The following is a 14955-nucleotide window of genomic DNA, read 5'->3' on the forward strand; positions in this document are numbered from 1 at the left end:
ATTAAAGGAATGAGGCCATTTTGAAAAAGCTAAGCATTGTTCTTGCCATTTTTATATGTGCGTTAATTTCATTTATTATATGGCTGAATGCCGGGAATGAAAAATTGGGACTCCCGGATGAAGAAGCAGAGGCCGTCAAATCCTCCAAAAAACCGGTCATTGTCCTTATCATCGACTCTTTGATGGATCAGCCTTTGAAAAAAGCGATTCAAGCAGGCCGCGCCCCGGCATTAAAATTCTTTCTTGAAAACGGTCATTATGAACCTGAAGTGGTAAACGCGTATCCGACCATGTCGGTTTCGATTGACAGCACCCTGCTCACCGGAACTTATCCGAATATCCACCGCGTTCCCGGGCTCGTCTGGTATAATCAGGATGAACAGAGGATCGTGAATTACGGGAGCGATAAAAAAGAAATCGCCACACTCGGCATCAAACAAACGATCGAAGACGGGATATTTTCTCTTAATCACCGCCATTTAAGCCGAAAGGTGACAACGGTTCATGATGATTTGCAAGTGCGAGGAAAACAGTCGGCATCCATCAACGGGCTCATATACAGAGGGCCTGACCGCCACGAATTAAATATCCCGCCCCCGCTCAAAAAGCTTAAATTGATGCCTGAACATATGACGGTAAACGGGCCGGCTCTTTTTTCGTTCGGCCGCTTTGCCCAGCTCGATCCCAATAACTCCTACCACCATATTTGGCAAGGTTATGGCGTTAACGACAAGTTCACAGCACAGGAAGTGGCCTATTTAATTAAAAAGAGGAAGCTTCCTGCGCTGACTGTCGCCTACTTGCCCGATTTTGACCATGATGCACACAAAAAAGGCCCGATGGACATGAAAGGCCTCGAAAAAATGGACCAGCAGCTGCAGCGTATATTGAATGCATATGATTCTTGGCGCGATGCGGCCGAAAAAGCGGTATGGGTCGTCATGGGTGATGGCGGGCAGACAGCGATCGGACGCGATAAAGACAAGGCCGCCATCCGGCTTCATTCGCTTTTTAAAGGATACCGGATCGCTAAAATAAACGAAGCCCCCGATCGAAACGCCCAGCTTCTTTTTGCAGTAAACGACAGAATGGCATACATTTATGTCACGGATCGAAACATGCCGCTGCAAGGTGCCGTCAATGAATTGAAAAAAGACGAACGGATCGCTTTCACAGCGTGGAAAAAAAGCGGCTGGATATATGTTGATTCGAAGCGTTCTTTAAAACCGCTTCGGTTTCGTCCAAAAGGCGGCTATCAAGATCCTTACGGGCAGTCATGGACGATCAGCGGAGATTTTGCTTTATTGGACATTAAAGCAGACGGCGTCTCGATCCAATACGGCGATTACCCGGATGCTCTTGCCCGCCTGTACAGCGCCATGCATTCGCATCGCGGACAGTTTGTGATCGCCGACGCGAAACCCGGGTTCCAATTTGCCGGCGAAAAGTCTCCCCTCCATTTTGGCGGAGGCGGCCATGGCTCACTTTATAAAACGGATAGCTTGGCTCCGATGATCATCGTCGGTTCGGAAAAAGTTCCGGAACATCTTCGCCACCTTGAAATGAAAGATTTTTTTATGAAGCTCGTACAATGACCCGGTCATGTCATCAATGATCGGGTTTTTTCTTTTTTATAAGTTTCTTCTTTGACAATCTTTTGTTGTTCTATGTATGATAATACCGTGTTTTAGTTTATTTACTTAATTAATTAAAATGGAGAAGCAGGTGCTTTTTATGAAACAAGATAAAGTCAGCCGCAAGACCGTTGTGCAGTTGATCGAAGCTTTCAACCGGCTGCGGTATGCGGAAATGAAGCAGTCTTTTCCTGCAGTTGAATGGAAAAAGACTGAGGCAAAAGCGCTGATGTTTTTAAATGAAGCAAGCGGTGAAGGCAAAATGCCATCCGAAATCAGCCGCGCTCTGCATGTCACCTCCCCTTTCGTCACGCAGATGTTGAACAGAATGGAAAAAAAAGGGCTCGTTTTTCGGCGCATGGATGAGGATGACAGGAGGATCGTCAGGATTTTTTTAACCGATGAAGGAAAAAAAGCGGCGGATGATGCGCTTAAAGGGCTGAACCGGTGGTTCCTGCAGCTCACTCGGTTTCTGGGCGAGGATGAAAGCAGGCAGTTCGCCGATTTGATTCATAAGTTATCCGAGTTTATCGAACGCGGAGAAAAAACAAGTGAAAAGAAGGTTGAAAAATGATCTCACTCTTAAAATATTTAAAGCCTTATAAGCTGCAAGTGATTCTTGTCGCTGTTTTTACTTTGCTGAGCAGTGTGCTTGAGCTTTATTTGCCGACGTTAATGGCAGATGTCGTTGATGTCGGAATCGTGAACGGCGACATGCCATTCATATTGAGAACCGGCGGCTGGATGATCGCCTGCTCCCTTCTGGCCATCATCATGACTGTCGGAAAAGCGTTTTTCGCTTCGAAAACAGCCCTCGGCTTTGGAAGGGATATCAGGCGCAAGCTGTTTGTCAAAGTTGAACACTATTCAATGGATGAATTCGGAAAAATCGGTTCTGCTTCTCTCATTACCCGTACCACAAATGATGTCAAGCAAGTCCAGGATGTACTCAACATGATGCTTTCATTGATGACAAGAGCGCCGTTAATGCTGGTCGGCGGTATTGTGCTTGCCGTGTCCAGAGATGCCAAGCTGTCGATTATATTTCTGGCCGCTCTCCCGATCCTTGCGGGGCTGATTTTTCTCATTACAAGAAAAGCTGTTCCCTTATTCGGCGTTCTTCAAAAAAAGACGGATCGTCTCAACCTTGTTCTCAGGGAAGGTTTGACTGGAGTTCGCGTCGTTCGCGCCTTTAACCGAGTTGATCAAGAAAAAGCCCGTTTTCAAAAGGCAAACGAAGAGTTTCGCGATACAGGCATCGCCGTCAACAGAATTATGGCTTTTCTATTCCCTGTCATGATGATTATGATGAATTTCACGAACATCGCGATTATCTGGTTCGGAGGCATCCGCATCGATCAAGGCAGCATGCAGGTCGGGAACTTAATGGCTTTCCTTCAATATGCATCCATGATTCTAATCGCGCTGATCATGCTTGCGATGACATTCGTGATGATCCCAAGGGCTCAGGCATCTGCCGACCGCATTAACGAAGTGCTGTTAACAGTGCCTTCGATTACCGATCCGAAAGAGCCGCAGAAAGACAGCGGCTTGCGCGGTTATGTGGAATTTCAAGATGTGACTTTTCGTTATGCCGGAGCTGAAAAGCCCGTTCTCGAAAATATTACGTTCAAGGCAAAACCGGGTGAAACGACTGCGATCATCGGCAGCACAGGGGCCGGAAAAACGACGATTCTTCAATTGATCCCGAGATTTTTCGATATTGAAAAAGGGTCTGTGCTTGTCAACGGAACAGATGTCAGAAAGATGGCGCAAAAGGAGCTTCGCGCGAAAATCGGCTATGTCCCGCAAAAAGCTTCAATATTCAGCGGGACGATCAAGGACAATATCCGATTTGGCAAAGAAGATGCAACAGATGAAGAAATTTTGGAAGCACTTGAAACGGCACAGGCTTCCGAGTTTGTGGAAGGCAAGGAAAATGGAATTGAATCTGATATCGAGCAGGCCGGAGCCAACCTTTCAGGCGGCCAGAAACAGCGGCTTTCCATCGCCCGGGCATTGGTCAGAAAACCGGAAATTTATTTATTTGACGACAGCTTTTCGGCGCTTGATTACAAAACGGATCAAAAGCTGAGAAAAGCGCTTCAGAAAACCACCGCTGATGCCGCCGTCATTATTGTTGCCCAAAGGGTAAGCACGATTACAGATGCGGACCAAATCATCGTATTAAATGAAGGAAAAATAGCCGGTATCGGCACCCATCAACAATTGCTTGCTGAAAATGGAATTTACCAGGAAATTGTGGCATCACAGCAGGCCGAGGAGGAAAGCGCATGAGCCAACAACAAAAGCATCACGGCTCGATACCAAAAGGAATGCACGAGACAAAACCGAAAGAATTTAAAAAGACCCTCTTGAGATTGGCCCGCTATTTAAAACCGCGGACCTTCCAGCTGGTGCTCGTTGTCTGTGCTGCAATATTGGCGACGTTGTTTAATGTCATCAGTCCAAAACTTCTCGGAGATGCGACCTCTTCCCTTTTCGCAAGCTTTACAGAAGGCACCGGTGTTCAATTCGGCTTTCTCGGCCGGATCACGATGATCCTGGCAGGACTGTATCTGCTTTCTGCTTTCTTTACGTTCTTGCAGCAATACCTGATGGCCGGCGTAGCCCAGAAAACGATATACGAAATGCGCCAGGAAGTGAATGAAAAGCTGACGCGGCTCCCTTTAAAGTACTATGACAAGCATTCGCATGGCGATACGCTCAGCCGCGCCGTCAATGATATTGACAATATTAATACGTCACTGCAGCAGGCGCTGACGCAAATGATTACGTCTGTCATTACGATAGTCGGAATCATCGTCATGATGCTCCTGATCAGCCCTGTGCTGACACTCGTCGTCTTCATCACGGTTCCGCTCAGCATGCTCGCTGTCCGATTTATCGCCTCATTTTCGCAGAAACACTTCGGCACGCAGCAGAAAGAACTCGGCGACATCAACGGACACGTTGAAGAGATGTTTACAGGGCACCAGGAAGTAAAGGCATTCGGTCATGAAGAAAAAGCGATTCAGCAATTCGATGAAGTGAATGAGCGTCTTTACCAGTCAGGCTGGAAAGCGCAGTTTATTTCAGGTCTGATGATGCCGATCATGACATTCATCGGCAACCTCGGCTATGTGTTTGTCAGCATAACCGGCGGTATTTTCGTTCTTAACGGCACCCTCTTAATCGGAGGCGTGCAGGCTTTTATCCAATACACGCAGCAATTTTCCCAGCCGCTCGTTCAAGCTGCCGGAATCGCGAATACAATCCAATCGGCAATCGCATCCGCCGAAAGGGTGTTCAGTCTTTTAGACGAAGACGAGGAAACCGAGGAAACGCCGGCTTCCATCGATACCGGCGCATTAAAAGGCGATGTATCGTTTGAACGTGTCGCCTTCGGCTATGATAAAAACGTTCCGGTCATCCGCGATTTAAGCCTCCATGCCAAAGAAGGCCAGACAATTGCGATCGTCGGACCGACTGGTGCAGGAAAAACGACGATCATCAATTTGCTGATGCGGTTTTATGAATTAAACAAAGGCAGCATCAAGGTCGGCGGCACTGACATCAGCGAACTGTCGCGCGAACAGGCCAGAAGCATGTTTGCGATGGTTTTGCAGGACACATGGCTGTTCAACGGCACCATCCGCGAAAACATCGCCTACGGACGTGATGGCGCAACAGATGAAGACATCATCAGGGCGGCAAAAGCCGCCTATGCCGACGATTTTATCCGTACCTTGCCGGACGGCTATGATACGGTACTGGGCGAAGATGCCCAAAACATCTCGCAAGGGCAGCGGCAGCTCCTCACGATCGCGAGAGCCATTTTAGCCGATCCGAAGATTTTAATATTGGATGAAGCGACTAGCAGTGTCGACACCCGGACGGAAATGAATATTCAAAAAGCGATGAACAAACTGATGGCTAACCGCACGAGTTTTGTCATCGCCCACCGTCTTTCTACCATTAAAGATGCCGACCTGATTCTTGTGATGAAAAACGGAGATATTATTGAAAAAGGCAGCCATGAAGAGCTTCTCCGCGAGAACGGTTTTTACGCCGATTTGTATAACAGCCAGTTCTCCCGGGAAGAAGCCGTAAGCTGAAAGATCGAGGCCGTACCTGATCAGGTGCGGCCTCGTTTTTTTCATCCATCTCTGAGCTGATGTTCCCGGTGTTGTGAGCATACCTCGCCTTTTTTCCTTTTTTAGATCCGATACTTTCGGCCAATTGACAATTTTTTCATGATATGTCCGTTGAAACCGTTGTAAAAATAGTGATAACGTAAAGATTGAACCGGTTCATCATGTATAAACGATTCATGTTAAAGGAGAGAGTTGACGTGGCAAATTCAAATTCACTTCAATCAAGCAAGCACTATGCCAATTGGATTCCGATGAAAGAAATCAGCTCCAGTAATGACCGGCTGTTTCCGTTCCCGATTTATAACCGGATCAGAAAGACGTCTCCTGTGCGTTACGATGATGAGCGAAAATGCTGGGATATCTTTTCGTATGAAGACGTTCAATTCGTGTTAAAAAACCCGAAGCTTTTCTCTTCAAAACGCGGCGGTAATATGGAAGGAAAAAGCATATTAACAATGGACCCGCCGAAACACACAAAAATGAGGGCCATCGTTAATAAAGCTTTTACGCCGAAAGCGGTGAAAGAGCTTGAGCCGCATATCGAAGAAGTGACGGCTTTTTTATTTAACGAAGCGAAACAGAAGGATTTGTTTGATGTGGTGGATGACTTGGCTGCTCCCCTTCCCGTCATTATCATTGCTGAACTTTTGGGCGTTCCGGCTGAAGACCGCCTCATGTTTAAACATTATTCAGACATCCTTGTCGCAGGTGCGGAAGACCGCTCGGCTGAAGCCGCTGAACAGATGTACAAACGCCGTGAAGAAGGCAATCGGTTTTTGGCGGATTATTTTAAAAACATTATCAAGCAGCGCAAAAAAGAGCCAAAAGACGACCTGATTTCGCTTTTGCTACGGGCAGAAGTTGACGGCAAGTCGCTGACAGAAGAAGAACTGCTGAATTTTTGCATCATTCTTTTGGTCGCAGGCAACGAAACGACAACTAACCTGATCGCAAACAGCGTCCGCTATCTCACCGAAGACAAAGCCACACAGGAAGCCGTAAGGCAAGATTTGTCCCTCGTTCCTGTTTTTGTTGAAGAAACACTGCGGTATTATCCGCCCGTGCAAGCAATCGGCCGCACGGCGGCTGAAGACCTTGACATCAAAGGCGTGCGGATTGCAAAAGGTTCCACGGTGATCAACTGGGTCGCTTCAGCGAACCGTGACGAACTGAAATTTGACGACCCTGACAGCTTTAAGCTTGATCGTAAATCAAACCCTCATATGAGCTTCGGCTTCGGCATCCACTTTTGTCTCGGTGCTCCCCTTGCCCGGCTTGAAGCGAAAGTCGCACTCGATTACTTGCTGCGGCATGCATCCGTGGAAAAGGACAGCTCAGAGGAGCTTGAAGCGATTCAAAGTCCGTTTGTCTTCGGCGTCCGTCATCTCCCCGTACGCCTTTCGCAAAAATAGCACGAAAAAAGGACAGGCTGTTTCAAGCCTGTCCTTTCCTGATTGTTTAAGGGTTTGTAGACCACATGCCCGCTGATTTAATAAAAATGCGCGGATGCAGTTTAAGTTGGGCAACCATGTATTCCGCCAGATCTTCAGGCTGCATGACGCGTTCCGGATTGCCGTCTGTTAATTTGGAGTCGATTGCCAAGTCCGTCGCAACCGTGCTCGGTGTAAGAGCACTCACGCGGATATTGTGCTTTCTGACTTCCTGCATCAGCGATTCGGTCAGTCCGAGTACCGCGAACTTAGACGCGCTGTAGGCGCTTGTCCCGGCTGCTCCCCTTTGGCCTGCTGTAGAAGAAATATTAATAATATCGCCGGCTTTTCTTTCGATCATTTCAGGCAGAACGGCGCGTGTTACATTATAAACTCCCATCAGATTCACCTGGACAATATTTTCCCACTCCTCGGGGGATTGCTCAAGAAATCCTGCAAACCCGCCGATCCCGGCATTGTTAATGAGAATGTCGATTTGTCCAAGCTCTCCTTTTACGGATTGGACTGCACGTTCTACAGCTGTTAAATCCTTTACGTCAGCTGCGGCTACAGATACTTTTACGCCGAACGCCTTTAATTCCTCTGCTGCTTTTTCAAGATTCGCAGCTGTACGGCCGATAAGGCCGATATGTACGCCTTCTTTTGCAAGGGCAATCGCTGTTGCGCGGCCGATCCCTCTTCCCCCTCCTGTAATCAGAGCGGTTTTGTTTTGTAAAGATTGCATATGAAAAACTTCCTTTCTATATGTATCACACGTTTAAATTATAGGAAAATAAACTACGTTTTTGCAAATATGACGACTTGCGAAGAATAAACCGCCTGCGCAGCTGGCATCTTCCGCGAACCGACCGGATTAAATCGGCCATCGTTATATTCGATTGCATGAAGAAACAAAAAAAGAACCATGGTTTTACCAGGTTCTTTTAATATTGCATAAAAACAGACGCGATGATATAATCAGATCACGCACGTTTAAAATTAAGTGTCATAGATATCCCATCTTACATTTTAAGTCTACCATATCAGAAAGCTCTTGTCAAATTTTTTTTCGAAGGAGAGATGCAGAATGAGTCATTTCGTTCTCGGTTTTCATGAAATGGAAAAAACACAGCTTTTGCTTGTCGGGGGAAAAGGGTTAAATTTAGGGGAATTATCAAAAATTCAAGGAATACAAGTACCAGAAGGCTTTTGCGTCACGACAGCAGGATTTCAAAAAGCCGTCAAGGGAAACGAAACGTTCCAAGCGTTGCTGGCTCAACTGGCCATGCTAAAAGTTGAGGATCGGGATCAAATTAGTGACATCAGCAGGAAGATTCGGCAAATCATTATGGAAGCAGAAATTCCTGCTGATGTTGTGAAAGCAGTTGCTCACTATCTCTCTCAATTTGGCGAGAAACATGCTTATGCAGTGCGTTCTAGCGCGACTGCCGAGGATTTGCCGCATGCTTCTTTTGCAGGTCAACAAGATACCTATTTAAATGTTATCGGCAAGGATGCGATCTTGCAGCATATCAGCAAATGCTGGGCTTCCCTGTTCACGGAGCGCGCGGTCATCTACCGTATGCAGAATGGATTCGATCACAGGCAAGTTTATTTATCCGTTATCATTCAAAAGATGGTTTTCCCGCATGCTTCAGGGATTTTATTTACCGCTGATCCGATGACTTCCAACCGGAAACTGCTTTCAATCGATGCCGGTTTTGGACTTGGAGAAGCTCTGGTCTCCGGCTTGGTCTCTGCCGATTGTTATAAAGTGCAAAACGGACAAATCGCCGATAAGAGAATAGCAGCCAAGAAATTGGCGATTTATGGACGAGCACAAGGCGGAACAGAGACAAAGCAGATCGATCCTGATCAGCAGATGTCTCAAGCACTCACTGACGGGCAAATTTTACAGCTGGCACGTATCGGAAGACAGATCGAAGCTCATTTCGGCCAGCCGCAAGATATCGAATGGTGTTTGGCTGATGATACATTTTATATTGTTCAGAGCCGGCCGATCACGACTTTATTCCCGATCCCTGAAACGAATGATCAGGAAAATCACGTCTATCTATCTGTTGGTCATCAGCAAATGATGACTGATCCCATTAAACCGTTGGGATTGTCTTTTTATCTGTTAATTACTCCTGCACCTATGCGTAAAGCCGGCGGGAGATTGTTTGTTGATGTTGCGCCTAGGCTGACGACACGTGCCGGCCGGGAAGCTTTATTAACTACCGTGGAAGCAGATCCGCTTACAAAAGACGCACTCATGACCGTAATCGAGCGAGATTTTATAAAATTGATGCCAAATGATCAAACAGCACCGATTCCGGGCAACGGTCAAACAGATATGCCGGTGCAATTCGAGAACGATCCGACAATCGTTTCTGATTTGATGAAGCGCAATCAAACATCGATCGAAGAGTTAAAGCAAAACATCCAAGCGAAATCGGGATCGGATTTGTTTGATTTTATACTGGAAGATATCCAGCAATTAAAGAAGATCGTATTTGACCCGCAAAGTACGGCTGTGTTTATGGCTGCTATAAATGCGACAACATGGATCAATGAAAACATGAACAAGTGGCTAGGCGAAAAAAACGCCGCTGATACCCTTTCTCAATCTGTACCGGGCAATATTACTTCGGAAATGGGTCTGGCGCTGATGGATGTCGCGGATGTGATTCGCCCTTATCCAGAAGTGATTGATTATTTGCAGCATGCAAAAGAAGATCACTTTCTCGATGAACTGGTTAAGTTTAATGGTGGAAAGGAAATCCAAGACGCTATTTATGATTATCTCAGCAAATACGGAATGCGTTGTCCTGGAGAAATTGATATTACAAGACCTCGCTGGAGTGAAAAACCAATTACACTTGTCCCCATGATTCTTAGTCATATCAAAAACTTCGAGCCTAACGCCGGCAATCGAAAGTTTGAGCAAGGGCGGCGGGCTGCTTTGGAAAAAGAACAAGAGTTAATTGATCGATTGAAGCAATTGCCGGATGGTGAACAAAAAGCGAAAGAAACAAAACGAATGATCAACCTCATCCGGAATTTCATCGGCTACCGGGAATATCCAAAATACGGCATAGTCAGTCGCTACTTCGTATATAAGCAGGCATTGCTGAAAAAAGCCGAACAACTCGTACAAGCGGGCGTTATTCATGAAAAAGAAGATATATACTACCTCACTTTTGAAGAGCTTCACGAAGTCGCACGCACAAAAAAAATAGATAACCAGATCATCAGCAAACGGAAAGACGAGTACAAATTATATGAAAAACTAACTCCACCGCGTGTGATCACGTCTGATGGCGAAATCATTACAAGTGCGTACAAACGAGAAAATTTGCCGCCTAATGCGATTGCAGGCCTGCCTGTTTCTTCCGGAGTGATAGAAGGAAGAGCACGTGTCATTTTAAACATGGAAAATGCCGATCTGGAAGATGGAGATATATTAGTCACCTCCTTTACCGACCCAGGCTGGACACCATTATTTGTATCCATAAAAGGCCTGGTCACCGAAGTCGGCGGATTGATGACCCACGGAGCAGTGATCGCACGCGAATATGGCCTGCCGGCAGTCGTCGGAGTGGAGAATGCGACTGGGCTGATAAAAGATGGGCAACAAATTCGCGTGCATGGCACAGAGGGATATATCGAAATATTGTAATGGTGTCTGTTGCCCAAATAAATACGGGAGTCGACAGTGCATTTAAAAGAACTCTTCAGATTTAGTATCTATCAGGGAAAGGATCCGGAGATAATTTTCTTCAGTCAGAACAGCTGCCAGCAATACAGGTAAATTATACCTGTAATAATCGGCTGATTTGACTGAAAAGATGATCTATGTCCTTCCCTCCCTGTCTTTTCATAATCATCCATACGTTAACTTCAAAAGATGAACCTGACAATTTTATTGTAAATATGGGTAAAACCGAGTATACTCATATAGTTGCCAATCATGAAGAAAAACAATGAACGGCGGTGGAGACACGTTATTATATAAGATGAAAAACGAAAGAAACAAATTGGGACTCCAGATATTCGGGAATCCTACATATCATTTGTCGTCATGTTTTTGGGTAAATTGTATTACAGGAGGTTTGATATGGAGAAAAAGTTTAATTCCAAAGCAATATTAGTCACCTTCATGATTGGTGCATTTTTTGCAATATTAAATGAAACGCTGTTGAACATCGCATTAACAGAGCTGATGGAAGTCTTTCACGTTGATGCCCCGACTGTTCAATGGCTGGCAACCGGATTTATGCTTGTCATGGGTGTTTTAATGCCTATTTCCGCTTTACTGATTCAATGGTTCACGACAAGACAGATGTTTATCGGCGTCATGTCGATTTTTTTAGTCGGAACCATCATCGCCGCTTGTGCAGTGAATTTTCCGATGCTCTTGACGGGGCGCATGATTCAGGCGGTCGGTACAGGTCTCTTGATCCCTATTATTATGAACGCGCTCTTGCTCATTTATCGGCCTGAAGTCCGCGGGAAAATCATGGGGACGTTCGGTTTGGTCATCATGTTTGCTCCGGCGATCGGCCCCACTCTTTCGGGCGTCATTGTTGACATCCTCGGCTGGCGCTGGCTGTTTATTATCGTCATCCCTTTTGCAGTATTTTCAATCTTGTTTGCGGTGAAGTATTTGCAAAATGTCGGAGAAGCGACGCGCCCGCGGGCTGATTTTTTATCGATCGTTCTCTCAACCATCGGGATCGGCGGAATCGTATACGGATTCAGCAGTGCCGGAGAGGCTCCGGAAGGGTTTCAGTCCCCTCTGATCATCGGTGTAATCATCGTCAGCCTGATCAGTATCGTGTTGTTCGTGCTTCGTCAGCTGAAGCTTGAACAACCGTTGCTCGATGTGCGTGTGTTCGCCTATAAAAATTACACGCGCGGGGTCTGCCTATTTGTGATTGTCATTATGGCGATGTTCGCTTCCGAAATCGTGATGCCGATGTATTTGCAAGGACCGCTTGGTTTTACAGCCAAAGCAGCAGGGCTTTTACTTTTGCCCGGGGCCTTGCTAAACGGTCTCATGTCACCGGCCATGGGCGCTTTATTCGATAAGTTCGGGCCGAGAAAACTCATCATTCCGGGTACGATCGTTCTCGTCGGCGTGATGTTTTTCTTCAGCAGGATCAATCCTTCTGTGCCGGTCTGGGCGTTTATTATTGTGTACATCATCTTGATGCTGTCGATCTCAGCCATCATGATGCCTGCGCAGACGAATGCATTAAACGAATTGCCGAAACATTTATATCCTCATGGAACGGCAATCGCCAACACGCTTCAGCCTGTTGCAGGCGCACTCGGTGTTTCGGTGTTCGTCAGCATCATGAGCCAAGGCCAGAAAAGCTATCTTGCCGGACAAGAAGCCGCAAGCCCACAAATCGTGCATGAAGCGATGACACACGGTGTTCACCATGCCTACTGGTTTGCGCTTGCTTTATGCTGTATCGCTTTCTTTACCGCTTTATTTATTAAAAAAGCGGTCGCGCCTGATTTTGATAAAGAATAAACAAAAACTTAAAGGATGTCCTTCCAGGGGCATCCTTTTTTATCGTTGTTCTGCCGCGATTCTTTCGGCTCTTATTTTCAGAATTGACGAGATTTTGTGATATAATGCTAGAATCATATTCATTTTATCGGAAAGGAACGGATTCCATGGAGTCATTTGTTGATCAAAAAGACGGGATTTTCAAATCCGTATGTTCGCTCGACTGCCCGGATCAATGCGGGCTGCTCGTTCATAAAAAAGACGGAAAAATCGTTAAAATACAAGGCGACCCGGATCATCCGGTCACACAGGGCAATATTTGCAATAAAGTCCGCAATATGACGGAGCGTATTTATGATCCCAAACGGCTGAAAACTCCGCTGAAACGGACGGGTCCAAAAGGTGACGGGATTTTTGAACCGATCAGCTGGGATGAAGCAATTGAAACGATTCGCTCCCGCTGGCAGTCGCTCATTGAACAGGAAGGCCCCGAAAGCATTCTGCCCTACAGCTTTTACGGCAATATGGGGAATTTGACGGCTGAAGGAATGGACAGGCGCTTTTTTCACCGCCTCGGGTCGAGCCAGCTTGACCGGGCGATTTGCACTCCTGCCGGTTCTGTCGGCTATAAATACACGATGGGCGGAAGCATCGGCACAGACCCTGAAGATACAACGGAAACAAAACTGTTTATCTTTTGGGGAATCAATGCAGTCTCAACCAACATGCATCAAATCACTATTGCTCAAAAAGCCCGGAAAAACGGTGCAAAAATCGTTGTGATCGACGTTCATAAAAATCAGACAGGGCGGATGGCGGATTGGTTTATTCCGATTCGTCCCGGCACGGACAGCGCGCTTGCGCTTGGCATTATGCATGTCTTATTCGAGGAAAATTTGGCTGATGAACCATTTCTGAAAGAATTTACAGTCGGCCATGAAGAGCTCCGTCGCCATGTACTGCAATACGATCCCGCCACTGTAGAGGCAATCACCGGCGTATCCCGGAATGATATTATCGAGCTCGCCCGCTTGTACGGCCGCACCTCCCCTTCCCTGATCCGGATCGGCAACGGTCTTCAGCATCATGACAATGGAGGAATGATTGTTCGCACCATCGCGTGCCTGCCCGCGATCACGGGCCAATGGACGAAAAAAGGAGGCGGAGCGATCAAAGGCAACACGGCATTTTTGGCCTATAATACAAAAGCTTTGCAGCGTCCCGATTTACTAAAAGGCAGAACGCCGAGAGTCATCAACATGAATCAGCTCGGCAAAGCTCTCCTAGAAACCGAGCCTCCGATCCGTTCGCTGTTTGTGTACAGCAGCAATCCGGCCGTCGTCGCGCCGGAGGCGAACAAAGTCAGGAAAGGGCTTGAGCGCGAAGATTTATTCACGGTTGTTCACGATTTATTCCTGACGGAAACGGCACGGTATGCCGATATCGTCCTGCCGGCTTCTTCCGCTTTCGAAAATACGGATTTCTATACATCATATTGGCACCATTATGCGCAAATTCAGCAGCCTGTTATTGAAAAATACGGTGAGAGCAAGTCAAATACAGAAGTATTCAGACTTTTGGCTGAGGCGCTGGGCTTTGATGATGAACCGCTGAAAGATTCCGACGAAGAGATGATCAGACAGGCGCTAGACTACCCTGATAATCCGTGGCTCGACGGCATTGACTACGACAGCCTGACTGAAAAGCATTTTGTCAAAGCCAATCGGAAAACGATTTTTCCTGATAAACTGCCAACGCCCAGCGGAAAAATTGAATTGTACTCAAAACTGATGGAACAGCACGGCTATCCGGGCCTGCCGACTCATACCCCGCTTGTTGAAACTGACAAGTATCCGTTTTTATTTGTACCCGGACCGAATCATAATTTTTTAAATTCGACCTTTTCAAACAATGAAAAGCATATCAAACTAGAAAAGGAGCCGAAACTTCACTTAAATAGAAAGGATGCCGAAGAAAAAGGCATCGAAAACGGAGATTTGGTGAAGGTTTGGAATGACCGCGGATCATGTATCCTGCCCGCTGCGGTCGGAGAACACGTCCTTCCGGGTGTGGCCGTCAGCCAAGGATTATGGGCGGATGCAGATGGGAAGCATTATCTCGTCAATGCGCTGACGCCTGATCGATTAGCTGATATGGGCGGTGGAGCAACTTTCTTTTCCGGAAGAGTTCAAATTGAAAAAATATGAACG

Annotated in this window: 9 protein-coding genes; 8 read left to right on the forward strand and 1 reads right to left on the reverse strand. The window is 46.6% G+C overall.

What is annotated here, in order from left to right; genetic code table 11:
- The first annotated feature begins 20 nt into the window (after positions 1-20).
- The 5 genes from MKZ04_RS06085 (at position 21) to MKZ04_RS06105 (ending at position 7203) form a co-directional block, all read left to right on the forward strand.
- Positions 21-1595, forward strand: coding sequence for an alkaline phosphatase family protein (locus tag MKZ04_RS06085; RefSeq protein ID WP_075213107.1), 1575 nt, complete (start codon positions 21-23; stop codon positions 1593-1595).
- A 139-nt stretch (positions 1596-1734) separates the two neighbouring features.
- Complete coding sequence (locus tag MKZ04_RS06090; RefSeq protein ID WP_214485337.1) at positions 1735-2208, forward strand: MarR family winged helix-turn-helix transcriptional regulator; 474 nt, start codon at positions 1735-1737, stop codon at positions 2206-2208.
- On the forward strand, positions 2205-3932 hold the full coding sequence (locus MKZ04_RS06095; RefSeq protein WP_025811345.1) for an ABC transporter ATP-binding protein: 1728 nt from the start codon (positions 2205-2207) through the stop codon (positions 3930-3932). The genes MKZ04_RS06090 and MKZ04_RS06095 overlap by 4 nt, the downstream gene beginning before the upstream one ends.
- A complete protein-coding gene (locus MKZ04_RS06100; protein ID WP_020451727.1) occupies positions 3929-5752 on the forward strand; it encodes an ABC transporter ATP-binding protein in 1824 nt (607 codons plus the stop codon). Before MKZ04_RS06095 ends, MKZ04_RS06100 begins: the two co-directional genes overlap by 4 nt.
- A gap of 236 nt (positions 5753-5988) precedes the next feature.
- Positions 5989-7203: a cytochrome P450 gene (locus MKZ04_RS06105; protein WP_020451728.1), complete on the forward strand. Its 1215-nt coding sequence runs from the start codon at positions 5989-5991 to the stop codon at positions 7201-7203.
- A 46-nt stretch (positions 7204-7249) separates the two neighbouring features.
- Here the strand turns inward: MKZ04_RS06105 and MKZ04_RS06110 are convergent, their stop codons facing one another.
- Positions 7250-7966 (reverse strand): 3-ketoacyl-ACP reductase, encoded by a 717-nt coding sequence (locus MKZ04_RS06110; RefSeq protein ID WP_020451729.1) that lies wholly within the window; start codon positions 7964-7966, stop codon positions 7250-7252.
- Positions 7967-8308: 342 nt separating this feature from the next.
- Between MKZ04_RS06110 and ppsA the strand changes: the two genes are divergently transcribed.
- The 3 genes from ppsA to MKZ04_RS06125 all read left to right on the forward strand — a co-directional run bounded on the left by ppsA (position 8309) and on the right by MKZ04_RS06125 (position 14952).
- Positions 8309-10903 (forward strand): phosphoenolpyruvate synthase, encoded by a 2595-nt coding sequence (gene ppsA, locus MKZ04_RS06115; RefSeq protein ID WP_095292030.1) that lies wholly within the window; start codon positions 8309-8311, stop codon positions 10901-10903.
- Positions 10904-11341: 438 nt separating this feature from the next.
- Positions 11342-12766, forward strand: a complete 1425-nt coding sequence (locus tag MKZ04_RS06120; protein WP_026579590.1) for an MDR family MFS transporter — start codon at positions 11342-11344, stop codon at positions 12764-12766.
- Positions 12767-12912: 146 nt separating this feature from the next.
- Positions 12913-14952: a molybdopterin-containing oxidoreductase family protein gene (locus MKZ04_RS06125; protein ID WP_023855732.1), complete on the forward strand. Its 2040-nt coding sequence runs from the start codon at positions 12913-12915 to the stop codon at positions 14950-14952.
- Positions 14953-14955: the final 3 nt, after the last annotated feature.

Origin of the sequence: Bacillus sp. FSL W7-1354, assembly GCF_038002405.1 — a bacterium.
Taxonomy (GTDB): Bacteria; Bacillota; Bacilli; order Bacillales; family Bacillaceae; genus Bacillus; species Bacillus paralicheniformis.